Genomic DNA, 24,834 nt, shown 5'->3' with positions numbered 1-24,834 from the left:
CTCCTCTAATTAAACTCTGGTCTAACTTCCAGGTTAATGTCTTTCAGTAACTGGTACACATCAGCTTCTGGCGATACCGGTAAACGTCCTGCTTTATTGATGGCAGCCTTAGCCGCGCGACATACGACTGGATCGCCTCCGGTGGTCTGCACACTGGTGACAAAGCCATCAGGTGCCAGCTTGATGTCTACTCGACAAGTCTTGCCGCGCATCGCTTCGTCCAGCACTAAATTGCGCTGAATCGTTGATGTAATCATGGCCTTATACTTGTCCAGCTCGCTCTGTAGCTGTTTATTACGGGCCGCCGATACAGCTGATTGTTCTGCCGCCATGGCATCCGCCAACTCTTGTTCTTGGCGACGACGTTCAGCATCAGCTTTGGCTTTACGGTCAGCTTCAGCTTTTGCCTTACGTGCAGCATCTTCACGCGCCTTACGGTCGGCTTCAGCTTTCTTAGCAGCAGCTTCTTCGGCTTTACGCTTTTCTTCCGCTTTACGGGCCGCATCTTCCGCCTGCTGGCGTTGCTGCTCTTTCAGTTTGCGATCGGCTTCAGCCTGCTGTGCCCGCTTTTGTTCTTGCTGCGCTTTTAATTGCGCCGCTTTCGCAGCATCGGCGGCCTGCTTGGCATCCAACTCCTGCTGTTTACGTTCTTCCGCCAGTTTCTGGATGCGGGCTTGTTCCTGCTCACGCGCTTTTTTGGCAGCGTCGGCCTGTCGCTCCAACTCCGCCTGCCGTTCACGTTCTTTGCGCGCCGTTTCGGCTTTGTCTGCCTTTAGTTTCTGCACGTAGTCATCAACTTTCTGCTGATCTACCACCACGGCCTGCACAGGCGGCGCCTTGGCCGCTGACATCATGGTGCTCGTTGGCTTGTTGTTGAAGTCTACGTTCAGTGCCAACGCCGCAATTACGCCGATATGCAGTATCGCGGAAATAATCACCGACAGTTTTAAATCAGATTGCCCGGCCACTTACTTCTTCTCCTCGTCCGGTGAATCTGTCATCAGACCCACTGAAGGTACGCCAGCCTTCTGCAACGTTACCATCAACTGGATCACTTTTTCATACGGAATGGCTCTATCGCCTTTGACGACCACAGGACGGTCTGGTTCAAGCTGAATAATAGCCGCAACCCGTGTAGCAACATCATCCAAATCCAATGGCTCGTTACTCGGGGCACCCCCGACATCAAGAAAGTATTCCCCCTCAGCATCGATAGATGCAATAACGGGAGGCTTACTATCAGCCGGCAATGGCTCTGAAGTCGCCTGGGGTAAATCCACCTTTACCCCTTGTGACACAATCGGCGCGGTCACCATGAAAATGATTAGCAACACCAACATCACGTCGATGTAGGGAACCACGTTGATTTCAGCTACCGGACGCCGGCGTTTACGCTGATATCCCTGATTCATGCTGGGTCCTTCTCGGTGTAAGCCTGACGATGAAGAATGTTAGAAAACTCTTCCATAAAGTTGGCGTAATGGGATTCCAGTTTTTCTACCTTGGTAGAAAAACGGTTATAAGCAATAACCGCTGGGATCGCCGCAAACAGGCCCATGGCAGTGGCAATCAGTGCTTCGGCAATACCAGGTGCCACCATCGCCAAGGTAGCATTTTGCACCGCCCCCAAGGCGATAAAGGCATTCATAATCCCCCATACCGTGCCAAATAAGCCGATGTAGGGGCTGGTAGAACCGATGGTTGCCAACAGCGGCAAGTGCGTTTCTAACTCGTCCAACTCTTTTGACAAAGCGATACGCATGGCGCGATAACTGCCATCCATTACCGCTTCTGGTGCGCGACTACTTATTTTGCTAAGGCGTGCATATTCCTTAAAACCGGAAACAAACATGATTTCCAGTCCGGTGTTACTGTCCTGTCTAGCGGCTAAATCGTGATAAAAGCGATTCAGATCGACACCTGACCAAAACTTTTCTTCGAATTGATCGGCGTTACGTTTGGCATCTCCCAATACTTTACGCCGTTGCAGAATTACCGCCCAAGATACAATCGAAAGCGACAGTAGGGTCAACATCACCAGCTTTACCAGCACGCTGGCCTGAAGAAACAACCCTACAATTGAAATATCAGCATTCACCTTTTTTAAACTCCTGCAAAATCGGTTCAGGAATAGCCTGCGGCTTCATCCGACTCAAAGATACCGCCGCTATTTTAATGGAAGCCCGGCAATAACAGACACCACTTTCGTCAACAAGTTGCTGTTCAAAAACCAGCGATGCCCGTTTTAATTCCGAAATTCGGCTTTCCACCCATAATTGCTGCTCAAATCTGGCAGCATGACAAAAATCTAACTCCGCGCGGCGTACCAAAAACGCCAAATCTTGTTTTAGCAACGTACCTTGGCATACACCCATTGCCCTGAGCCATTCGCTGCGTGCCCGTTCAAAAAACTTCAAGTAGTTAGAGTGATAAACCACTCCACCCGCATCGGTATCTTCGTAATAAACTGTAATTGGCCAGCGAAACATAGATCCTACTGATTTCCTGCCATAAATGCCCACTACTATACCGTTCCGACTGACGCTTGTGAATGGCCGCCAAAACAAAGGGGGCCGCAGCCCCCAATTTAATTTTACCGAACTTAACCGCGGCTTAATCAGTCAATTTTGGTTGGCAACTTTAAGCCAAATGCCTGCCATAAAAAGTCAAAAATATCGGCAGCTTCATCAATCTTCATTGCGGTAGGTTTACCTGCGCCATGGCCTGCATTGTGTTCAATACGCATAATAATGGGTGCACTGCCCTGTTGCTTGGCTTGTAACATGGCCGCAAATTTGAAACTGTGTGCGGGCACCACACGATCGTCATGATCTGCCGTCATCACCATGACCGCCGGATATACTTGGGCTTTAACATTATGATATGGCGAATAGGCCAGCAACGCCGGGAACTGCTCGGCATTATCGGCACTACCATACTCGCTGGTCCAGGCCCAACCGATGGTAAACTTCTGAAAACGCAGCATGTCCAGCACCCCCACTGCAGGTAACACTGCGGCAAACAGATCGGGGCGTTGTGTCACAGCAGCGCCCATCAATAAGCCACCGTTACTACGGCCATAGGCGCCCAGTTTGGTTTTGTTGGTGTAGCCTTGACTGATGAGATACTCCGCCGCTGCAAAATAGTCGTCAAAAACATTCTGCTTTTTGTCGAACATGCCGGCCTGATGCCAATTCTCACCATACTCCGCACCACCGCGAAGATTAGGCACGGCATAGATGCCGCCAAGATCCATCCAGGCAATATTGGCAGCACTAAAGCGTGGCGTCATGGAAATCGCAAAGCCACCGTAAGCGTATAGCAAGGTCGGATTATTGCCATTTTTGCTGAGTCCCTTTTTATAGGAGATCAGCATGGGTATGCGAGTACCGTCCTTACTTTGATAAAACACCTGTTCAGAGACATAATTCTGTGGATCAAATGCAACTTTGGGTTGCTCATATAAACTGGACTCAGCGGTCTTAAAATCAAATTTATAGATGGTTTCCGGCTGGATATAGCTGTTATAGGAATAGTAGAAGTAATCATCTGCGGCTCTGCCAAATGGTCCGACAACCGTTCCCTGCCCCGGCATCTCAATATCCTGCCTTTTTACACCGTTCATGGAATAGATCGCCATGTTGCCGAGAACATCGTGCAAACTGCTCACTACCAAATGATCATTGATAATGGAGACGTTTTTAATCGGATCCGCAGATTCTGGAATGATTGTCTGCCAGTTAGCTTTCTGAGGATGGCGAGTATCAATGGCAATCACTTTGCCATTAGGCGCATCCAAATCGGTTTTGAAGTAAAAAATCGTTTTGTCATTGCCAATAAAACTGTATTCAGCTTCCAGATCTGGCAGTAACTCAACCATCTCACTGGTAGTATTTAAAGGTTTATAAAAGAAACGGTTACGGCTGTCAGTACCTTGGGAAATACTCAGTAACAAGTAATTACCATCGTCAGAAACCTCAATGCCATAACCCCAATCTTTATTTTGAGGACGTTGATAGATCAGCACATCCGCTGTCTGTGACGTTCCTAACTTATGGAAATACACCTTCTGGTTGAAATTGACATCCGCCATAACATTACCGCCTTCCGGCGCGTCGTAGCGGGCGTAAAACACCCCTTGATTATCGTGATCCCATACGGCGGCGGAAAACTTAATCCATTGCAAGGTGTCAACCAACTTTTGGCCACTATTCACATCCATAAAATGCCATTGCTGCCAGTCTGATCCGGCCTGAGACACGCCATAAGCCAAGGTGTTACCGTCATTGCTGACAGACACCCCGGATAATGCAGCTGTGCCATTGGCAGAAAACTGATTAGGGTCAAGCAAAACACGCTGTTGCCCCTGATGGTTTTTTACATACAGAACAGACTGTGCCTGCAACCCATCATTGCGATAAAAGAAAGTGAAGTTGCCGCGAGTAAACGGTGCGGAGATTTTTTCATAGTTCCACAGTGCAGTGATGCGGCTAACCACGGCCTGTTTATTGGGAATAGCATCGAGAAATTGCTTGCCATACTGCCGTTCAGCGGCGACCCAGGCTTCCGTTTCTGGAGTATCTAGTTCCAGATGACGGTATGGATCTGCTACTTTGATACCGTGCAACGTTTCCACAAGGTCTTCAGCGCGAACGGTTGGGTAAGATGTTGAGGCAGGTTGTACTCTTTCGTTGGCTGAATTTATTTTATCCGTCGTTGGACTCTGACAGGCACTTAATAACAACCCTAACATCAATGATGCAGTTATAGGTTTCACTCTATTTTTATGAATCGCCATTTAACTATCCTGTTAATAATGCAGATAAACCATTTGAATATATTTGCCGAAAAACGCCAAGTTGCAAATTTGTAACTTACTATACAGAAAATAAAAAGCCTTATAAACCGGGTAATTGCAACTAGGTATGTTGTAAAAGTTCCATTAATTAATACCTGTTGCAAATAACTAAGCAATATTAATTGAAAATATATGCATTTCATTTGACTAAAGCTTCGTTTTTATTGAAATACAAGCAATAAGGTGATTATTATCACCTTTTAATGATTAGTTTTTTTTATCTCAAACAGCAATTTTTCTCGCTTGTTGAGAGGGGCGCATATTCCTAAAATAGCCAGCGTGTTCAGGGGGATTTGCAATTAAATCACCTGACGACAGGAAACCTCAAACTGGTGTTGTTATTTTTAATGATGTCAGTTTGGTTCTTATGCTTGACTTCCTTCCTTCAATTTGTTGATTGCAAACATATATTTTTGCAGCCCATTCTTTTGAATGGGCTTTTTTCTATCCAAAATAAAAAATCCGGTAAAAACCGGATCTTTTCGCCATCAATTAATTTTCTACTCTTCAGGTTTACTCATCCTGATCACTACCCGTCGATTGCGCTCACGCTCATCTGCCGAGGTGTTAAGTGCTACGTGACGGCGTTCACCATGACCAACAGCATGGATCCTGTCTGCGGCAATGCCTTTGGCGACAAATAGTTCTTTTAAACTATCGGCACGCTTTTCAGACACCTTCTGATTAATGCTACGACCACCATAGCTGTCGGTATAACCATCGATTAGTACCAACTCTACATCGGGATCATAAGTAAGATACTGTTCAACTCTGGCAAGCTGTGCTTTTGAACTGCGCGTCAGTTCCGTCCCCCCCGTTTCATACGTCAGCACAGTGAAGGCTATATCATCAAAACTATAGGGCAGTAACTTGGCGAGACATTGCTTAAAATCGGCATATTCACCACGAAAATTCGCTGCTGACAGCCCAACAGCCACAGTGCTGTCTCTATCATTCCAGTCGGTATAGTAAAAGGTGGGCTCCATGCCCCGCTCCAACTCATTAAGCATGGTCCATGCGGCCTTTTTCGGAACTTCACCATTAAAATACTTCTGATAGTGCAGTTCCATTATCGTTCTGGACATCACGCCGGGACGCCACATAGGCGCTTTACTCAGTAATTTAGCATTGGTCACAGCATCCGGCTTCTGCCACATATCCAGTGTAAACTGCAGATTAATATTCTTGCCTGCTTTACTGGTAAACACCGCCCGACCGTATGACGGAATATCGTGCTCCAGGGTGCATGCCACAGGCGAGTTTTGTAACAACCGCCATTGCGATTGATCTAACGCTGCCACGTAATGCCGCAATTCTGCGGAGGCATTGAGTGGCAACACTGCCAGCCATGAGAGTAAAAGCAATCTACGCCACATTGGATAAACTCATCAGTTTCCGGTCATACAGGTGTTATCGGTGAAAAATCACAGATCTTTAGGCCATAAAAGCAGCAATCGCACATGACACTAGTATCTTGATTTAGCATAATAGCCCCCTCGCATTTGTCCAGAGGTACCACATGAACCAACCCGCCCTGAGCGATCAGCTCAAATACCGATTCCGCGGCTACTACCCCGTAGTGGTCGACGTGGAAACGGCGGGCTTTAACTGTACCACAGACGCCTTGCTGGAAATTGCTGCCACCTTACTAAAAATGGATGACGCGGGGCAATTGGTGATTGATAAAACCCTGCATTTCCATATAGAGCCCTTTGCAGGTGCCAATCTTGAACCTGAAGCCCTAGCTTTTAACGGTATAGATCCCTATAACCCTCTACGGGGGGCTGTGGCAGAAGAAGAAGCATTTAAAGAAATTTTTAAGGCTATCCGTAAGGGACTTAAAGAGAGTGGCTGCCACCGTGCCATTCTGGTGGGACACAATGCCGCATTTGACCACGGTTTTGTCAGTAAAGCGATTGACCGTACCGGGCTCAAACGCTCACCGTTCCACCCTTTTGCCACATTTGACACCGCGACACTCGCCGGTCTTGCGCTCGGGCATACGGTGCTAGCTAAAGCTTGTGCATTAGCCGGTATTGCATTTGATAATAAAGAAGCACATTCAGCGCTGTACGACACCGAACGCACCGCCGAACTATTCTGCTACATCGTCAATCGCTGGAAGATGCTAGGCGGGTGGCCCATTGCGACAGTGAACCATGCTGACAGTGATGATGGGGACGAACATGCGGCCTAAAACCCGCTGTGACCAAACGGAACCCCCAACCTAGCGGGGAATTTCATTGCCACAATGAATAACACCCGCTTTTACGCGGGTGTTATTGTTGATAACAGCGGCTAACATCAACCCTGCTGTTGCCAAAAGTTATCATCACTGTGTAGCTGATACAGACTTTCTGCACGGGAGATCAACAACCTAGCAAACTTCTCCTGGGTAGCATCCAATGACCGGCTCTGCAGAAGGCTCTCGGCTTTCATCTGCCAGGTCAGCGAAAAATGTCGCATTGCATCCCGGGCATCTTTAGCGGCGCTGACCTCGACAAAGTCGGCAGGGAGTTCGCCCCCAATCACCCAATAAGTTTTTTTGCTCGGCATGCTAGATTCTAGTTTCCACAAGGCTACCAGCGGTGCCAGATAACGGCATTCTTCGGTGAACACCTTTGCCGGAACAATGCCCTTTTCAGCCAGAAAACGATTGGCCTTCTGAAATTGTTCTCGTACCCATTGGGTGCGCTGTGCTTCCTGAGTTGCGGCATCCACGGTGCCGGACTGCTCACTCATACTTCATCCTTACTTCGGTATTGTTAGCCAATGTCAGACTGATGACAGTTGCCACCATCCACTGGCAATTATCTTCGCCAATCTGGAAAGCTATATTTCCAGTGCCTTATTTATCGATCTACTTGTCCGCTTTGTTGGCGTCAGTTGCTGATGCTATCGTTCTGATCACAATATCTCAAGAAAAAGCCCGGATAACCGGCGACCTTAATCACAAAATCACTTCGGAGACTCACTGTGGCAGTATTCAATCATCCCTCTTATGACGCACATGAACAGGTTGTTTTTTGTCGAGATGAAGAAAGTGGGCTAAAAGCCATTATCGCCGTTCACAATACTCTTTTAGGCCCCGCATTTGGTGGTTGTCGTATGTGGAATTACCACTCCGATGATGAAGCACTAACCGATGTTTTGCGTTTATCAAAGGGCATGACCTATAAAAATGCCCTTGCAGGGCTGGCAATGGGCGGCGGCAAAGCTGTCATTATTGCCGATCCAGCGCATATGCCAGATCGCGCAGCACTCTTTCGAGCATTTGGCCGATTTGTTAATAAGCTAGGCGGGAGTTACTACTCCGCAGAGGATGTAGGAACATCACCTGCAGATATCAAGATTGCCAGTGAAGAAACCCCCTTTGTGGCTGGATTAGAAGGGAAAAGTGGTGACCCGTCACCCTTTACCGCACTCGGGACTTATCTGGGCATCAAAGCCGCAGTCAAACACAAACTTGGCCGCGATTCTCTGCAAGGGTTGAAAGTCGCGGTACAGGGTATTGGTCACGTGGGTTATCATTTGTGCCGCCATTTGCATGAGGATGGTGCAGAGTTAATCCTCACCGATATTCACCCACAATCACTGGCACAGGTCGCAAGCGAGTTTAACGCCATTACAGTAGCACCGCAGGCGATCTATAGTCAGGATGTGGATGTCTACGCCCCATGTGCGTTAGGGGCCACACTTAACGACACCACATTGCCGCTGTTGAAAGCGGCTATTGTTGCGGGTTGCGCGAATAATCAACTGGCAGAAGCTCGCCATGGAGAACAGCTGAAACAGATGGGCGTACTATACGCGCCAGATTATGTGATCAATGCGGGCGGTATCATCAACGTATCATTCGAGACTGATTACGACATGGCGAAAGCGACCGCTAAAGTCGAACAGATCTATCAGACGCTGTTGACAATTTTCCGCGAGGCAGACGCACAGAATCGCCCTACGGCTGAAATAGCTGACGAAATGGCGCGAAAAATTATTAATGGTCAGAAGCGTTAAGCAATCACTTTTGATGACTCAGGTAACTAACCTCTGAATCTCATCGCTGGTTAGACCAGAAAAATTTCCTATCAACGCCAATCAGATAGTCAGATGCAACAGAAAGTTCATCTGACCCTGATGGCGATCGATGTTGGCTTCTGCTTCACTTAAACTTATCGTCCCCTGACGGAGCGCAGATGATGGTACGTTTCAGCTATGATGTGAATCAACATTTGGTGGAACTGCAAGCCAGTGACTGGACCGGCATGGAGCAGTTATACGTCAACGGTCAGGTGGTTTCCCGCAAGTTTAGTTTTTCGCCGCAAAGTGAGCACCGCTTCCGCCTCAGCAACGGCGAATATTGTCGTTGCCAGTTGATTTCTGATGCTACAGGTGGACAGACGTTATGCCGCATTTATCGACAGGACAAACTGATCGCCAGTCTAAAGCATGTTGAAGCCAATAAATTTTACTATGGCTACCAGCTACTGCTGTTGGCAGGCTTATCTTGTTTATTGCTAGCGTATATTTGATTTTTACGAGGTTATACATGCACCGGGTTAATGAACACTGTTCATTCCCGGTGGTTGATTTTATTGAGCAGCGCCATCAACACGTCACGCTCTTGTTCATCCAGTTTACCGAGAAACCCTTCATTGACTCGCTCTGCTTCTCGCACCAAATCCTGTTCCATGGCTTTGGCCTGATCAGTCAGATAGATCAAAAAAGTACGCCGATTATCTTCTTCCTGATGACGCACTATTAGCCCCAAACTCTGCAGTTGATCGAGCAGACGGGTCATAGTGTAATTGGCAACATCGCAGCGGCGCGACAGTTCTGTCTGGCTAACGCCCTCTTCCTGCCACAGCGCAAACAACACAGGCCAGAGCTTAATGTCTATCTGGTAATGTTTCAGGCGGCTATCCAGTTCGTTCTGCAAATCCAGGTTCAGGTGAGATACCAGATAGGCCAGGCTTTCATTGCGGTTCAAACAACACCTCCTGTACTTCGGGGCCGGATTGTTTATTAATACTACCATCCGCACCATATTTCACTAGGGGTGTAGATTAATTCCTGTCAATGAAAGCACAAGCTGCTTGATTTTTAAAACAAAGAAATATCCAGCCATGACCTAGCAGTGATAGCCGAAGCAATAGCGTGTCTCCGTGTTTCATCGGCTTCAACTACATGAGTAACTTAAACTTTCGAGTGGATCACCAATTCCAGCAACGCCTCCACCGGATGTTTTGCACGGAACCCCGATAAGCGCTTTACCTGACTGCGACAGGAGTAACCAGAAATCAGGATCTGTTCCTGAGGAATACGATTAATCGCGTCCTCCCATGACATTTCATAGAGTGCCTTGGAACGTTCAAGGTTTTCGATTTCATGTCCATAGGTGCCCGCCATGCCACAGCATCCTAAATTAATGCTGTCCAGCTTAGCACCGAATTTGGCAAAAATAGTTTGCCAGTCTTTTGGCGTGCCGGGTCTAGCACTAGACTCAGTACAGTGGCTGAACCAGGTATAACTTTTGCCTATATCAGGCAGCGCTGGCAGCTGCGGTAGCTGTTGCAACAACCACTCATTGGATAACAACACCTGAAAATCTCCTCGCTGCTGACCCAATGCCACTTTATATTCGTCACGATAAACCAATACCAACGCCGGATCGACGCCTACCATTGGAATACCCAATGATGCTAATTGGTTTAAAAAATCGGCTGCAGTCTGGGCTGTTTTGGCAAACTTATCAAGGAAGCCTTTGATATGGGCCGGCTTGCCATTCGGTTTGAACGGCAGCAAGACTGGCGTGAACCCCAACAGCTCGACTAAACGAATAAAGTGATAAACCAGCTCGGCATCGTAAAATGAAGTAAAAGGGTCCTGCACCACTAGCAGATATTTCTGCCGTTCATCACGGGCAATGGCTGATAAGGCGTTGAGGTCATAACCACGGCATGAATGAGCATCCAGCAGCTCTTTAAGCGTAGGGACCGACAAAGCAGGCGCATCAACATAGCCCAACGCCTTCTTGATGACCCATTTGCTCAGCGGGTTCTGTGCCGCAAAATTCGCCAGTTTTGGTGCCTTGGCCATTAGCTGCACCGAATCTTCAATGCTGCCGACCAGATAGTCTTTAGCCGGACGCATATAACGCTGATAATAAATGCTAAAAAATTGTGCGCGGAACTTAGGCACGTCGACTTTTACCGGACATTGACCTGAGCAGGCTTTACAAGCCAAGCAGCCCTTCATCGACGCCATCACTTCATGGGAATAATCATATTCACGGTCTTTAGTGAGAGTGTTTTGCAGTCGCTGTAATAGGCTCTGTGGTTTGGCTTTTACCAAGGCCGGAATATCGACACCTTCTGCTTCCAGTAATCTCAGCCACTCACGCATCAGACTGGAGCGGCCTTTAGGTGAATGAATTCGATCTCCGGTCACTTTAAATGACGGGCACATGGGCGAGAAACGACTGTAATTAAAACACAGACCATTACCGTTACAATCCATCACATCGGGAAAGGCATCGCGGACATTGACGGGGATCTGCCGATCAAAACTGCCGCGTTTGGTGCTGTCAACGTTATACAGCATTGGACCGCTGTCTTTGGGGGCCACTAATTTGCCAGGATTTAGGCGATTATGTGGGTCAAACAGCCCTTTTATCTGTTGCAACTCGGCGTACAGCTCTTCGCCAAAGACCGCCGGACCATATTCACCGCGTACGCCTTTACCATGCTCGCCCCACATCAACCCGCCATATTTGCGGGTCAGTGCGGCGACTTCGTCAGATACCTGCCTTAACAGCCGTTCGTCATGAGGATCGCACATATCTAACGCTGGTCGCACGTGCAGTACCCCGGCATCCACGTGACCAAACATGCCGTACTGCAGTTGATGGCTATCGAGCAAGGCGCGAAAGTCCATAATATAATCCGCCAGTTTTTCTGGCGGCACTGCGGTGTCTTCGGCAAAGGCAATAGGCTTACGGCGGCCTTTAGTGGCGCCTAACAAACCCACCGCTTTCTTGCGCATGGCGTAAATCTTATTGATTGACGGCAAATCGGTAGTCAGTTGGAAACCCACCACACCTTTTTCAGATGCGGCTATCTGCTGTTCGAGCACGTTAACCAAGGCGCTGGCCCGTTGCTGCACTTCCGCCTCATCGCCCGCAAATTCCACCATATTGAGGCCATCGATCACCTTGCCCGGCACGTCTTGGATCAGCGCAGAAACCGAGTGCCAGATGATATCCTCACGGGCCAGATTCAACACCTTGGAATCGACAGTTTCTACAACGGTCGCGTTAGCCTTCACCAAATCAGGAGCATGCCGCAATGCAGACTGAAAACTGTCATATTTCACGTTGACCAACAGGCGGCTAGCGGGCAAAGGGGTAACATCCAGCTTGGCCTCAGTGACCACCGCCAAGGTTCCTTCAGCACCGGTAAGAATGCGCGAAAGATTGAACTCTGTTAGGTCATCATTCCACACGTGTTTTAGATCGTACCCTGTCAGGAAACGATTTAATTTAGGAAATTGCGCTTCAATCAACGCGCGTTTGTCGCGGCAACGACGCGCAACTTCCGCAATAATCTTCTGTCCCAACGGCAAACTGTCGTCATAACTTGGCAGCTCGGCTGCAGCAATCACATCGGTTTCCAGCAGGCTACCGTCTATCAGTACACTTTTCAGCGCCAGCACATGATCGGAGGTTTTACCATATATCAAAGAACCTGCGCCGGAAGCATCGGTGTTGATCATCCCGCCCAAGGTTGCGCGGTTTGACGTAGAAAGATCAGGGCTGAAAAATAAGCCGTGGGGCCGCAGTGCGTCATTTAACGCATCTTTAATGACGCCAGCCTCAACCCGCACCCAGCCTTCAGCGGCGTTAATCTCTAGGATACGGTTCATATAGCGTGACAAATCCATCACAATGCCGTGCGTCAACGCCTGGCCGTTGGTGCCGGTGCCACCACCGCGAGCACTGAATACCACCGCTTGAAACTCTGGCCGCGCAGCGATTTTCAGCGCCAACTGCACATCCACGCTATGCCGAGGGTAAATCACTGCCTGCGGTAAAAATTGGTAGACGGAATTATCGGTCGCCTGCGCCAGGCGGGCACTGTAACGTTTATCGATATCACCGGAGAAACCGGCTTGTTCCAGTGCGGCCAGATAATCCAGATAAACCGGTTCCAGTGCTTGCTGGTGGGATAGCAAGGGCAACATTGCTTCACTCACTTCATTGTGTGTTTTGGAGCCATTATAAACAAAAAGAAGCCGCTAAAAAGCGGCTTCTTCCGAGGTGTTAGAGAATTGTGAAGCGCTTAACCCTGTGCTTCCGCCAGATACAGCCAAGTATCAATGACGGTATCAGGGTTCAAGGATACAGAATCAATTCCCTGCTCTACCAACCAGGCGGCAAAATCAGCATGGTCTGAAGGGCCCTGACCACAGATACCAACATAAGCCCCTTTCTTTTTGGCCGCTTTGATAGCCAGCGCCAACAGTGCTTTGACGGCTTCATTACGCTCATCAAACAGGTGGCTGATGATACCGGAATCGCGATCCAGCCCCAGCGTCAACTGAGTCAAGTCGTTAGACCCAATGGAGAAACCATCAAAAATCTCTAGGAATTGATCCGCCAGAATAGCGTTAGACGGCACTTCGCACATCATAATGACGCGCAAGCCATCTTTGCCACGTTCCAAGCCCTGCTCTTTCAGCAATTCCACCACTTTACGGCCTTCTTCCAAGGTACGCACAAAGGGGATCATCACTTCAACGTTCTTCAGCCCCATGTCGTTGCGCACGCGCTTGATTGCATCACATTCCAACGCGAAACAATCACGGAAGGATTCAGACACATAACGGCTGGCACCACGGAAACCCAGCATTGGGTTTTCTTCGTCAGGTTCATAACGATCGCCACCGATCAGATTGGCGTATTCGTTAGACTTAAAGTCAGACATACGCACAATCACTTTCTTCGGATGGAACGCGGCAGCGATAGAAGCGATACCCTCGGTCAGACGCGCTACATAGTATTCAACTGGAGAAGCGTAACCGGCAATCATCTCTTCGATTTCGGCTTTCAGCGCATCGTCCTGTTGGTCAAATTCCAGCAGCGCTTTCGGGTGAATACCAATCATGCGGTTGATGATGAATTCCAAACGCGCCAGACCGACACCCGCGTTTGGCAGGCGGGCAAAGTCAAAGGCACGATCAGGATTACCCACGTTCATCATGATCTTCATCGGCAGTTCTGGCATGGCATCCACGCGGCTGGAGATCATGTCGAACTCCAATTTACCTTTGTAGATATAGCCAGTATCACCTTCAGCACAGGAGACAGTGACTTCTTCACCGTTCTTGATACGGTCAGTCACATCACCACAACCCACCACGGCAGGAACCCCCAGTTCACGGGCAATAATTGCCGCATGACAGGTACGTCCACCGCGATTGGTCACAATAGCGCTGGCACGCTTCATGATAGGTTCCCAATCAGGGTCAGTCATGTCAGTCACTAGGACATCACCGGGTTGGATCTTGTCCATTTCATCCAGAGAATGCAGCACCTTGGCGACACCAGCACCCACTTTGTGACCGATAGCGCGACCTTCACAGATCACTTCACCGCGGGACTTCAGATGATAGCGTTCGATGGTCTGCACGTCTTCGCGTGAGCGTACAGTTTCAGGACGAGCCTGTACAATATACAGTTTGCCATCATTGCCATCTTTGGCCCATTCGATATCCATCGGACGGCCGTAATGTTTTTCAATGATCAGCGCCTGTTTAGCTAGCGACATGACTTCTTCATCGGTGATGGAAAACTGACGACGTTTTTGTTGGACTACGTCTTCAATTTTCACCTGTTTGCCATGTGATTTATCGTCAGAATAAACCATCTGGATCAGCTTGCTGCCAATGTTGCGGCGCACGACAGCCTGATGACCCGCTACGAGGGTGGGTTTATGCACATAAAATTCATCAGGGTTCACAGCGCCCTGCACGACCATTTCGCCCAGTCCGTATGCGGATGTCACAAACACTACGTCATCGTTACCAGATTCAGTATCGATGGTGAACATCACCCCGGAAGCGGCTTTATCTGAACGAACCATCCGCTGTACACCGGCAGACAGCGCCACACCTCGATGGTCATACCCTTGGTGGACACGGTAAGAAATAGCGCGATCGTTAAACAGAGAAGCAAAAACGTGTTTAATTGCCACCAAAACTGCATCAAAACCTTTGACGTTCAGGAAGGTTTCCTGCTGTCCGGCAAAGGAGGCATCTGGCATGTCTTCTGCTGTTGCTGAAGAGCGTACGGCAAAAGAGGCATCGGTCGTTTCTGCAGACAATTTCTCATAGGCGGTACGAATTGCCTGTTCCAGCTCTGGCTGGAATGGCGTTTCTACGACCCATTGTCTTATCTGTGCACCAACTTTTGCCAATGCATTGACATCATCAACGTCCAATGTGTCCAGAATGTCATATATCTTTTGGTTGACTCCGCTTTGCTCGAGAAATTGATTAAAAGCATAGGAAGTGGTCGCAAAGCCGCCGGGTACCTGAACGCCGGCGTTGGCCAGGTTGCTGATCATTTCACCAAGGGAAGCGTTTTTACCGCCAACCTTGCTGACATCCTCCATGCCTAATTCCTGATACCAGAGTACATATTGCTGCACAGTTCTATCTCCGCAAGTTTATTTAAGTGGCCCTTCAAACTGGGGCGCAAGCATTTTACACTTCACAGAAAAGAGCGTAAATGTATAATTTTGTTTGTAATTTAATTACTACATGAGGTTGGTATGGCACCAAAAGTGTTTTATATTTCCGATGGTACAGCGATCACTGCTGAGGTGTTTGGGCACGCGGTGCTTTCTCAATTTCCCCTTAAATTTGATTCAGTTACAATTCCATTCGTGGAAACCATCGCCAAAGCTGAGTCTGTAAAGAAGCTTATAAATGATAGTTTTATTACAACAGGACAGCGGCCTTTGGTGTTTCATTCCATCGTTAAATCCGAGATCCGCGACATCATCTATTCCAGCGAAGGGCTGGATTATGATTTCCTGAACACCTTTGTGGCCCCCCTCGAACAACAATTGGGGGTGCAAGCCATGCCCAGCATGCATCGCACTCACAGTATGCTCAATGCCAGCTATGATGCCCGCATCGAAGCCATTAATTTCGCGATGGAAAACGACGATGGTCAGACGCTGAAGCACATGGATGAAGCCGATATCATTCTGGTGGGCGTTTCCCGCTGTGGCAAAACTCCCTCAAGTTTGTACCTGTCCATGCAGTTCGGAGTGAAGGCTGCTAATTATCCTTTCATTCAAGAGGATATGGATAACCTGAAGCTGCCGGAAGTATTGAAACGCAATAAACATAAATTGTTCGGACTGACAATTGATGCCGCACGCCTACATGAGATTCGTGAAAGCCGCCTGGAAAACAGTCGTTACGCCTCATTACGCCAATGCCGTATGGAAGTAAAAGAGGTAGAAATGTTGTTCAAGAAAGAAAAAATTCCATACATCGACACGACGCACCAATCGGTGGAGGAAATTGCCACCAAAATCCTAGATACCATTGGGCTAGAGCGTCATATGTTTTGAGGTGACTGGGCGCTTTAGTGTTAACTGCACTAAATCGCCTTACCTTAACTGTTATTTAGTTACAACTATGGCTTTATCTGTCATTATCGCTTTGCTGGCTCGCCTGATTAGTTATAATCCCGAGCATGCCAGCTGATTAGCTATGTCTTTTAGTCCTCCGGTAGTATGAATGACCATTAAAACAGACGAATTACGTTCCTCACTATTATGTAAAGTGATCTCACCTGCCCAACTCGCATCTGAGTATCCCCTAACCCAGGAAGCTGCCGACTATTTAGTGCAGCAACGCGATCAAGTGGCCGCCATTATTGAGGGTGAAGATCCGCGTTTGCTGGTAATTATTGGTCCTTGTTCCATCCATGATCCACAAGCTGCCATGGATTATGCCAAGCGTCTGGCCAAACTCCACCATGAATTGAAAGATGAACTGTGCATTCTGATGCGGGTCTATTTTGAAAAACCCCGCACCATTGTCGGCTGGAAAGGACTGATTTCCGATCCAGATCTTGATGGCAGCTTTAGCCCTAATAAAGGTCTGCGTTTAGCGCGGCAACTGTTACAGCAGATCACCGAACTGAAATTACCTATTGCCACTGAATTTCTGGATATGGTGAATGGTCAGTACATTGCCGATTTAATTACTTGGGGCGCTATTGGTGCTCGTACCACAGAAAGTCAGATCCATCGAGAAATGGCCTCAGCGTTATCCTGCCCTGTCGGCTTTAAAAATGGCACTGATGGTAATGTGAAAATTGCGGTGGATGCAGTACGCGCAGCACGTGTTCAACACATTTTTTACTCCCCCGATAAAGACGGCTTTATGTCGGTTTACCGGACGCACGGTAATCCCTATGGTCATCTGATCCTGCGTGGTGGTAAAACACCCAACTACAGCGCTGAGCATATCGCTGAAGCAAAATCACAACTTGAAGCCGTAGGCATCCGCAGTGGCATTGTCATCGATTTTAGTCACGGCAACAGTCAGAAACAGCATCGTAAACAGCTCGAAGTAGCTGACGACATTATCAAGCAGTTATGTTCTGGCTCTAGCGCGATTGCCGGGGTGATGGCAGAAAGCTTTATTGAAGAAGGAAGCCAGCAGGTCATCCCAGGACAGGCACTGGTTTATGGAAAAAGTATTACCGATGCTTGTCTGAACTGGGACGATTCTGAACAGCTACTTCTAGCATTGGCAGAAGCAGCCCGCTCACGCCGTTTACGTCTAGCCAAATAAAACAACATTGCAGTGTATGAAAAGACGCCCGGCAGTCGCTGGGTGTTTTTTATACACGGCAAGATAATACCGATTAAACGATAAAATCCCTGTAATTTACTTTCATCGTGTACTTAAAATTCCCCTAACCCACCATTATTAGACTTTAGTATAATGTCGCGACTAAATTAACAGGATCAACCTTATGTCCGACATCGAACTAAACAATCAACAAACGCTACTGTTTTCCAGTGCCATCACATCAGAGCAAAGACAGCGGATAATAAAGACACGCATGGCAATGGCTGAGTCCAGAGTTATTAAAGCGGTATTTCCCAGTGTCACCAACCACCACAATACCCTGTTTGGTGGCGAGGCATTAGCGTGGATGGATGAAACCGCATTTATTGCCGCCACCCGTTTTTGCCGCAAGCCGATAGTCACCGTGAGTTCGGATCGCATCGACTTTAAAAAGCCAATTCCGGCGGGGACCATGGCGGAATTAATTGCCTCAGTGATCCATGTGGGCAATACCTCATTAAAAGTTGAGGTCAACATCTACATAGAAGCAATGGATAGAGATCAGCGCGAACACGCAATTCGCGGAGTTTTCACTATGGTTGCCATCGACAGCGACCGTAAACCAACTGCTGTACTCACAGAAGATCTGTTCGATCTCTGCCCCGCCTGTCAACTTTGACAATTGTGTTGCCATAAAGAGCTTTCATTGGCTGACAAACTCAACTAAAGTCTAAGTTGTTGTTGCCAAGGATGCTTACTGCTTGATTAAAGCAATAGGATTTAATTTAGGAATTCTGTTACAGTGTGCGCACTTACATGTGCGTACATCGAAGAACAACTGCCATGAAGCCAGAAAATCTCAACATCATTATTGCCGATGATCACCCGCTGTTCCGTAATGCTTTGCGTCAAGCGCTGACACCGGGATTCAGTGAAACTCAGTGGTTTGAAGCCGACAGTGCGGATGCATTGCAACAGCTATTGGATGCCGAACAGCAAAATTACGATTTGGTATTACTAGACTTACAAATGCCCGGTTCTCATGGCTATTCCACGTTAATTCATTTGCGTTCTCATTATCCTGAATTGCCAGTGATCATTATCTCTGCCCATGAAGATGCGGCCACCATCAGCCGAGCATTACATTATGGCAGTGCCGGATTTATTCCTAAGTCCGCATCGATGGAAACCTTCACCCAAGCCATTACGGATGTGATGATGGGCGATATCTGGCTACCTGCAGGTATCGAATTAATGGAAATCAACGATGACAATGACTCGGAAAAAATGGCCGGGAAATTGTCAGAGCTGACGCCACAGCAATATCGTGTGTTACAGATGTTTGCTGAAGGTCTGTTAAATAAGCAGATTGCATATGATTTGGGTGTGTCAGAAGCGACTATTAAGGCTCATGCCACCGCAATTTTCCGTAAGTTAGGCGTTCGTAACCGGACGCAGGCCGTTATCGCCCTGCAGCAACTGGACATGGAAAAAGTCGATTTATCTTAAACTAACATAATAATTGGAGAGCTAGCGTTTTGATTACTCATGCCGAAATGGTTAGCTCGCTATCTGAACTTGAATGCCGCACTAATTTCTGTCAAGGCAAGATTACCGAATACATGTTGTCTGGCAGCAAAGAAGCTTTTTATATGCAGACGGAACAAAAGTCGCCGCAATTGGTGATACGTCCTGCTTATGAGTTGTTTCAGAACGAGTTATCACAACTTGAAGGCACTCATGCCAAGCCAGGTTATTTTCACAGTGCCCAGATGGTGCGTTTCCCCAAGCGCATATACAAAAGCCTTACACCGGTGCACTACGGTTTGGCATTTGGCTTTGACAATCAACAGGCATTGAAAGCGTTTATCCTGTTACTGCAGAAAATCTGTCAGAACAAGTAACACCAATGCCGCTCACTCAAAAGTATTGAAAGTATTGAGTGAGCAACATTGGTATTGTTTTGTAGACGTTTGAATAATGGTTATTGAAAGTGCTGCTGATGAAACCGCAGATGAGTCTCGATGAAACTGGCAATAAAATAGTAGCTGTGATCGTAACCAGCATGAAGCTGATAATCGAGGTCAAACTGCATCTGCTTAGCGGCCGAAATCAATGTCTCAGGCAACAACTGCTCTGCTAAAAACGGATCGCTTTCGCCCTGATCCACTTTCATGGGTAAAGGCGCTGCGCCACTTTTAATAAGCTCCACGGCATCATATTGTTTCCACTGTTCCCGGTCATCACCAAGATACGCGGTAAACGCTTTTTGCCCCCAAGGACATGCTAGCGGATGGCAAATAGGTGAAAATGCACTGGCACTGACATAACGCCCAGGATTTTTTAGCGCAATCGTCAGTGCGCCATGCCCCCCCATTGAATGGCCCGCTATCGCCCGTTGTTCATTCACCGGGAAATGCTGCTCTATTAACGCTGGCAACTCAGATACCACATAATCATACATCCGGTAATGGCTGCTCCAAGGTGCCTGGGTGGCATTGAGATAAAAACCAGCACCTAAACCTAAATCGTAAGCACCATCTTCGGCATCGGCAACACCCTCTCCACGTGGGCTGGTATCGGGACAGACAAGCGCCATTCCCAGTTCCGCCGCTATTCGCAGGGCCCCCGCTTTCTGCATGAAATTCTCATCGGTGCAGGTTAGTCCTGACAGCCAGTACAATACCGGCACCGACTGCGAATTGGCCAATGGCGGCAAGTAGATGGCAAAGCGCATATCACAATTAAGGACTGTTGAGCGATGCCGATATTGCTTATGCCAACCACCAAATACCTTATTACTACTGATATTTTCCAGCATAGTGCCCTCGCTTAGTAGTGGATCACACTGCGAATACTTTTGCCTTCATGCATCAACTCAAACGCATCGTTAATCTGCTCCAGTGGCATGGTATGCGTAATAAAATCGTCGAGCTTAAATTCTCCTGCTAGATAGCGCTCCACAATCCCTGGCAGTTCTGAACGACCTTTTACACCACCAAATGCTGAACCTTTCCAGACACGACCAGTGACTAACTGGAATGGGCGTGTTGAAATTTCCTGACCAGCACCGGCAACGCCAATAATCACCGATTGTCCCCATCCTTTATGACAACATTCTAAAGCAGAGCGCATCACATTCACGTTGCCAATACATTCGAAAGAGTAATCCACACCGCCGTCAGTCAGTTCTACAATCACTTGCTGAATGGGCTTGTCATAATGCTTCGGATTGATGCAGTCGGTTGCTCCCAATTTTTTTGCTAGTTCAAATTTACCTTCATTGATATCGATGCCGATAATTCGACCGGCTTTTGCTATGGTCGCGCCAATGATAGCGGATAAGCCAATGCCCCCCAGACCAAAAATTGCCACCGTTGCCCCCGCTTCGACTTTAGCGGTATTCATCACAGCCCCCATACCAGTGGTGACGCCACAACCAAGCAGACAAATCTCTTCCAAGGGTGCGCTCTTATTGACTTTTGCCAAGGAAATTTCCGGTAGTACGGTGTATTCAGAAAAAGTCGAACATCCCATGTAGTGATATATGGGCTGGCCATCTTTATAGAAACGCGTGGTGCCATCGGGCATCAACCCCTTGCCTTGAGTTTCACGCACCGCCTGACACAGGTTAGTTTTACCCGATTTACAGAACTTACACTCGCCGCACTCTGCCGTATAAAGTGGGATAACGTGATCGCCCACCGCCACACTGGTCACGCCCTCGCCGACCATTTCCACAATCCCACCACCTTCATGCCCCAGAATCGCCGGAAAAACGCCCTCAGGATCATCGCCACTCAACGTAAAAGCATCGGTATGGCAAACGCCGGTTGCGACTATCCGCACCAGAACTTCTCCTTTTCTGGGCAACATGACATCCACTTCTTCAATCGTTAATGGTTTACCAGGCTCCCAGGCTACGGCAGCTTTGGATTTAATAAATTTGTCGCTCATGAAGTTCTCCTTGATTACGCAAAAATCGTTGCGCGGCATAATAGTACAGTTTTAGATTTTATTTATTTCAGATATAGAGATAATCTAAGCCATTAACAAATGACTTTTACATATAGGTAATAATGAATCACTGGGAAGGCATCTGCGAATTCATCGCGGTCGCAGAAAGTCAGAGTTTTACCAAGGCATCTCACCGTCTGAACATCTCCACCGCCCAGGTAAGCCGCCAGATCACCGCACTAGAGCAACGACTGAACACCAAACTGTTTTACCGCACCACACGTAAAGTCACCCTTAGTGACGAAGGATTACTTTATTACCGCCACTGCCGAGCATTGCAAGACGGCATAGAAGAAGCGGAGCGCACGCTTGGCAGCTTAAAACTGGAACCGCAAGGTCTCTTGAGGATCACGGCGCCGGTAACCTATGGAGAACAGTTCATTTTACCATTGTTGAATGATTTTCTATTAACATACAGTAAATTACAGCTTGAACTGGAGCTGACTAATAAAACGTTAGATCTGATTGAAGGGGGTTTTGATCTGGCTATCCGCCTTGGGAAACTGACGGACTCCAGTCTCATGGCCAGAAAACTCGCCACTCGTAGTAATTACGTCTGCGCCAGCCCCTTATACCTGCAACATTACGGTATTCCTCACAGTTTGTCGGAACTCCAGCACCATCAATGTCTTGTCGGAAATCATCCATACTGGCGCTTCAACGAACAAGGTCAGGAACGTACTTGGCGAGTTAACGGACGATTACAGTGCAATTCTGGGATAGGGTTACGTGATGCCGCCAGAAAAGGGCTCGGTTTAGTACAACTACCTGACTATTATGTGCAGCAGGACCTACAACAGGGCACGCTTGTGGCCGTGTTGGAACATTACCGCGCGGCGGCTGAAGGGGTTTGGGGGTTATATCCGCAAAACCGTCATCTTTCACCCAAAGTCAGTTTGCTGCTTGAGTGGCTGCAACAGGGCTTAAACACACCAACTATACGCATATCACTTTAGCCTAACTCCACTTTTGCACTACACTAACTATAGTCATATGGTCGGTTCTGAAGCCATATCTATCAAACAGTTAGAGGCATGCGTCGGTCATGCTATCAGGGGGTCTTTTATGTGGTTTAACCGCTTCTCCGTTGATAAAAAACATGCAGCTAACGATGCACCGCTTTCAGTTACGCAAACTCTCAATGCCAGCAATATCACTGCTGACCAGTGCCATATTTTTGAGTTGCAGGGCGGCACCGCCTTAGTGCTGGCTTATGTGTCCCCCCACTGTGATTTTGCGGCAGTCAATCGCCAGCTCAAACAGGCCATGCCGTTTGCCGAACACATTATTGCGCTGATGACCGCCGGTGAATTAGGTGGTAATCAACAGTTGTATCATGCCACTCCCAGCAGATGGGACGGTATTGTCATCCACGCTTTTTCCAAACGCTTACTCAGTGCCACTTCGGTCCATTGCATTAACCTCTTCAGTGCCGACATTAAAAGCGGTACAGCAAAACAGCAGCCGGAAGACCGCATCAAGCGCATTATGGACGAGATCCAGCGTATTTCCGTACCATTTGATATCGGCAGTAAAAGCACTCTGGCGTTGACTTACTTTGACGGGCTTTCGGCGAGCGAAGATTTTTTTACCCAGGCGTTGTACAAGAGCAGACGTTTTCCTTGTTACTTCGTTGGGGGGAGCGCAGGCGGGAAACTGGATTTTTCCCAGGCCGATATTGCACTTGATGGTGAGATCAAAACCAACAGCGCCGTGATCTGTTTTTGCAAAATCGCCGAAGGCTACCGCTTTGGCATCTTAAAGAGCCACAATTTTGTCAAGACTGGCAATGGCTTTGACATTGTTAACTTCGATCCGCTGACACGTACATTAAAAACCGTGCTGGATGAACAGATGCAGTTACAAACGCCGGTGGCTGTGCTGACCCGCTACTTTAATTGCAGTGAACAACAACTGGAGCAAAAGCTGCAACAGCACTCTTTTGGTATCGAAATCGATGGCAATATTTATGTGCGCTCCGTAGCCGCCATCAATGCTGACGGCAGTATTCGCTTCTTCTGTAATTTAAATTTTGGTGAACACCTGTTACTGGTTAAAGCCAAAAACTTTGCCCAGTCCACTGCCGACGATTTCCAGCGTTTTATGCGCAATAAACCTGGAAAACCCGTGGCCATGATTGCCAATGATTGCATCTTAAGGCGGCTTAACAACGCTGATCAGCTTGATCAAGTCAACGCCTTTGAGGACATCTGCCTCTCTGGATTTTCAACCTTCGGAGAGTTTTTAGGGTTACACCAGAATCAAACGGTCACAGCAGTTGCTTTCTTTAACGTGCCAGCGGGCACTCGGTTCCAGGATGAATATGCCGAAAATTACCCGTTCTACTTAGCCGCATTTTCTAGTCATTATCTGCGTGCAATGACAATCAGCACCAATAAAATTAACACATTACAGGCTGACACCATTCAGCACATGGCGAAGATCCACCCCTTAATCCAGTCATCTGCGCAACAGTTACAACACATTGCCGCAGAAGCTAGTGATTCATCACAACGGCAGGTAACCATTGCTGAACAGTTTGAACTGTTCATGACCCAAATTGCCCGCCAACAAACACAGCGCCACTATCTGACTGATGGGATGACACAATTAAGATCAAGTGCCGACAGGATTGTCAGTATCATTCAGTCCATCAGTGGAATTGCCGAGCAGACGAACCTGCTGGCGTTAAATGCTGCCATTGAAGCGGCCCGCGCAGGCGAAGCGGGCAGAGGTTTTGCCGTCGTCGCGGATGAGGTCCGGGCATTATCACAACGCACGCAGAACAGCGTGAAAGAGACTGGTCAAACGGTAGAGGAAGTTTCCACGGCGATTAACGGCATTGCGGTAGCGATTGACAGCATTAACAAAGTGCTCGGTGATATTGAAGCTGAGTCACAGACGCTCAGCCACGACTTGAAAAATTTGTCCGAAAGTTCCAGAGACGCGGCCGCAATGGCACAACAGGATATTGCCCGAGCAGAAGAAACCCATCAGCAGATCCAGTTCATTGAGCAGGAAATCCAACTTATTGAGACCTTGTCCGAATACGCCAAGGAACACCATTATGATCTGTAATCATC

General features: G+C 48.0%; 22 protein-coding genes. 10 read left to right on the top strand and 12 right to left on the bottom strand.

The window, feature by feature from the left end; genetic code table 11:
• Positions 1-5 precede the first annotated feature (5 nt).
• From tolA to J3L11_RS00520, 6 genes are all read right to left on the bottom strand, one after another.
• On the bottom strand, positions 6-968 hold the full coding sequence (gene tolA, locus J3L11_RS00545) for a cell envelope integrity protein TolA (protein WP_207569679.1): 963 nt from the start codon (positions 966-968) through the stop codon (positions 6-8).
• Positions 969-1,412, bottom strand: a complete 444-nt coding sequence (tolR, locus tag J3L11_RS00540; RefSeq protein WP_189615354.1) for a protein TolR — start codon at positions 1,410-1,412, stop codon at positions 969-971. It lies immediately after the preceding gene.
• The gene (gene tolQ, locus J3L11_RS00535) at positions 1,409-2,098 is read right to left on the bottom strand and encodes a protein TolQ (RefSeq protein WP_133038768.1); all 690 of its coding nucleotides are present in this window, start codon (positions 2,096-2,098) and stop codon (positions 1,409-1,411) included. Before tolQ ends, tolR begins: the two co-directional genes overlap by 4 nt.
• Entirely contained in the window at positions 2,088-2,489 is a 402-nt protein-coding gene (gene ybgC / locus J3L11_RS00530) for a tol-pal system-associated acyl-CoA thioesterase (RefSeq protein ID WP_133038802.1), read from the bottom strand. The genes tolQ and ybgC overlap by 11 nt, the downstream gene beginning before the upstream one ends.
• Before the next feature lie 128 nt (positions 2,490-2,617).
• A complete protein-coding gene (locus tag J3L11_RS00525; RefSeq protein WP_207569678.1) occupies positions 2,618-4,798 on the bottom strand; it encodes a prolyl oligopeptidase family serine peptidase in 2,181 nt (726 codons plus the stop codon).
• Positions 4,799-5,358: 560 nt separating this feature from the next.
• Positions 5,359-6,234 carry an OmpA family protein gene (locus tag J3L11_RS00520; RefSeq protein ID WP_207569677.1) on the bottom strand — a complete coding sequence of 292 codons (876 nt, stop codon included), beginning with the start codon at positions 6,232-6,234 and terminating at the stop codon, positions 5,359-5,361.
• A gap of 143 nt (positions 6,235-6,377) precedes the next feature.
• Between J3L11_RS00520 and rnt the strand changes: the two genes are divergently transcribed.
• Complete coding sequence (gene rnt / locus J3L11_RS00515; protein ID WP_189615358.1) at positions 6,378-7,055, top strand: ribonuclease T; 678 nt, start codon at positions 6,378-6,380, stop codon at positions 7,053-7,055.
• A 107-nt stretch (positions 7,056-7,162) separates the two neighbouring features.
• Here the strand turns inward: rnt and J3L11_RS00510 are convergent, their stop codons facing one another.
• Positions 7,163-7,600: a DUF4826 family protein gene (locus tag J3L11_RS00510; RefSeq protein ID WP_207569676.1), complete on the bottom strand. Its 438-nt coding sequence runs from the start codon at positions 7,598-7,600 to the stop codon at positions 7,163-7,165.
• Between the two features lie 234 nt (positions 7,601-7,834).
• Here J3L11_RS00510 and J3L11_RS00505 point away from each other — a divergent pair, with 234 nt between their 5' ends.
• Together J3L11_RS00505 and J3L11_RS00500 are read left to right on the top strand one after the other, a co-directional pair.
• Complete coding sequence (locus tag J3L11_RS00505; RefSeq protein WP_207569675.1) at positions 7,835-8,872, top strand: Glu/Leu/Phe/Val dehydrogenase; 1,038 nt, start codon at positions 7,835-7,837, stop codon at positions 8,870-8,872.
• A gap of 179 nt (positions 8,873-9,051) precedes the next feature.
• On the top strand, positions 9,052-9,387 hold the full coding sequence (locus J3L11_RS00500; protein ID WP_207569674.1) for a hypothetical protein: 336 nt from the start codon (positions 9,052-9,054) through the stop codon (positions 9,385-9,387).
• A 41-nt stretch (positions 9,388-9,428) separates the two neighbouring features.
• Here J3L11_RS00500 and J3L11_RS00495 read toward each other — a convergent pair whose 3' ends face one another.
• From J3L11_RS00495 to ppsA, 3 genes are all read right to left on the bottom strand, one after another.
• Complete coding sequence (locus J3L11_RS00495; protein ID WP_133038762.1) at positions 9,429-9,845, bottom strand: MarR family transcriptional regulator; 417 nt, start codon at positions 9,843-9,845, stop codon at positions 9,429-9,431.
• A gap of 206 nt (positions 9,846-10,051) precedes the next feature.
• Positions 10,052-13,096 carry an FAD-binding and (Fe-S)-binding domain-containing protein gene (locus J3L11_RS00490; RefSeq protein ID WP_207569673.1) on the bottom strand — a complete coding sequence of 1,015 codons (3,045 nt, stop codon included), beginning with the start codon at positions 13,094-13,096 and terminating at the stop codon, positions 10,052-10,054.
• A gap of 98 nt (positions 13,097-13,194) precedes the next feature.
• Positions 13,195-15,564: a phosphoenolpyruvate synthase gene (gene ppsA / locus J3L11_RS00485; protein ID WP_207569672.1), complete on the bottom strand. Its 2,370-nt coding sequence runs from the start codon at positions 15,562-15,564 to the stop codon at positions 13,195-13,197.
• Positions 15,565-15,687: 123 nt separating this feature from the next.
• Here ppsA and J3L11_RS00480 point away from each other — a divergent pair, with 123 nt between their 5' ends.
• The 5 genes from J3L11_RS00480 (at position 15,688) to J3L11_RS00460 (ending at position 19,638) form a co-directional block, all read left to right on the top strand.
• The gene (locus J3L11_RS00480) at positions 15,688-16,500 is read left to right on the top strand and encodes a pyruvate, water dikinase regulatory protein (RefSeq protein ID WP_189615374.1); all 813 of its coding nucleotides are present in this window, start codon (positions 15,688-15,690) and stop codon (positions 16,498-16,500) included.
• Between the two features lie 169 nt (positions 16,501-16,669).
• Positions 16,670-17,734 (top strand): 3-deoxy-7-phosphoheptulonate synthase, encoded by a 1,065-nt coding sequence (locus J3L11_RS00475; protein WP_189615376.1) that lies wholly within the window; start codon positions 16,670-16,672, stop codon positions 17,732-17,734.
• Between the two features lie 274 nt (positions 17,735-18,008).
• Positions 18,009-18,413, top strand: a complete 405-nt coding sequence (locus J3L11_RS00470; protein ID WP_133038800.1) for an acyl-CoA thioesterase — start codon at positions 18,009-18,011, stop codon at positions 18,411-18,413.
• A 164-nt stretch (positions 18,414-18,577) separates the two neighbouring features.
• On the top strand, positions 18,578-19,243 hold the full coding sequence (locus J3L11_RS00465; RefSeq protein WP_133038757.1) for a response regulator transcription factor: 666 nt from the start codon (positions 18,578-18,580) through the stop codon (positions 19,241-19,243).
• Positions 19,244-19,290: 47 nt separating this feature from the next.
• The gene (locus tag J3L11_RS00460) at positions 19,291-19,638 is read left to right on the top strand and encodes a hypothetical protein (protein WP_133038799.1); all 348 of its coding nucleotides are present in this window, start codon (positions 19,291-19,293) and stop codon (positions 19,636-19,638) included.
• 80 nt (positions 19,639-19,718) lie between these two features.
• Here J3L11_RS00460 and fghA read toward each other — a convergent pair whose 3' ends face one another.
• Together fghA and J3L11_RS00450 are read right to left on the bottom strand one after the other, a co-directional pair.
• The gene (gene fghA / locus J3L11_RS00455; RefSeq protein ID WP_278250699.1) at positions 19,719-20,555 is read right to left on the bottom strand and encodes an S-formylglutathione hydrolase; all 837 of its coding nucleotides are present in this window, start codon (positions 20,553-20,555) and stop codon (positions 19,719-19,721) included.
• Between the two features lie 11 nt (positions 20,556-20,566).
• Complete coding sequence (locus J3L11_RS00450) at positions 20,567-21,691, bottom strand: S-(hydroxymethyl)glutathione dehydrogenase/class III alcohol dehydrogenase (RefSeq protein ID WP_207569671.1); 1,125 nt, start codon at positions 21,689-21,691, stop codon at positions 20,567-20,569.
• A 122-nt stretch (positions 21,692-21,813) separates the two neighbouring features.
• Between J3L11_RS00450 and J3L11_RS00445 the strand changes: the two genes are divergently transcribed.
• Together J3L11_RS00445 and J3L11_RS00440 are read left to right on the top strand one after the other, a co-directional pair.
• Positions 21,814-22,707, top strand: coding sequence for a LysR family transcriptional regulator (locus tag J3L11_RS00445; RefSeq protein WP_207569670.1), 894 nt, complete (start codon positions 21,814-21,816; stop codon positions 22,705-22,707).
• A gap of 109 nt (positions 22,708-22,816) precedes the next feature.
• On the top strand, positions 22,817-24,829 hold the full coding sequence (locus J3L11_RS00440) for a methyl-accepting chemotaxis protein (RefSeq protein ID WP_207569669.1): 2,013 nt from the start codon (positions 22,817-22,819) through the stop codon (positions 24,827-24,829).
• Positions 24,830-24,834 lie beyond the last annotated feature (5 nt).

The sequence above is a fragment of the Shewanella sp. 4t3-1-2LB genome (assembly GCF_017368415.1).
Lineage (GTDB): Bacteria > Pseudomonadota > Gammaproteobacteria > Enterobacterales > Shewanellaceae > Shewanella > Shewanella fodinae.
This window is presented reverse-complemented; position numbering and strand designations above follow the sequence as displayed.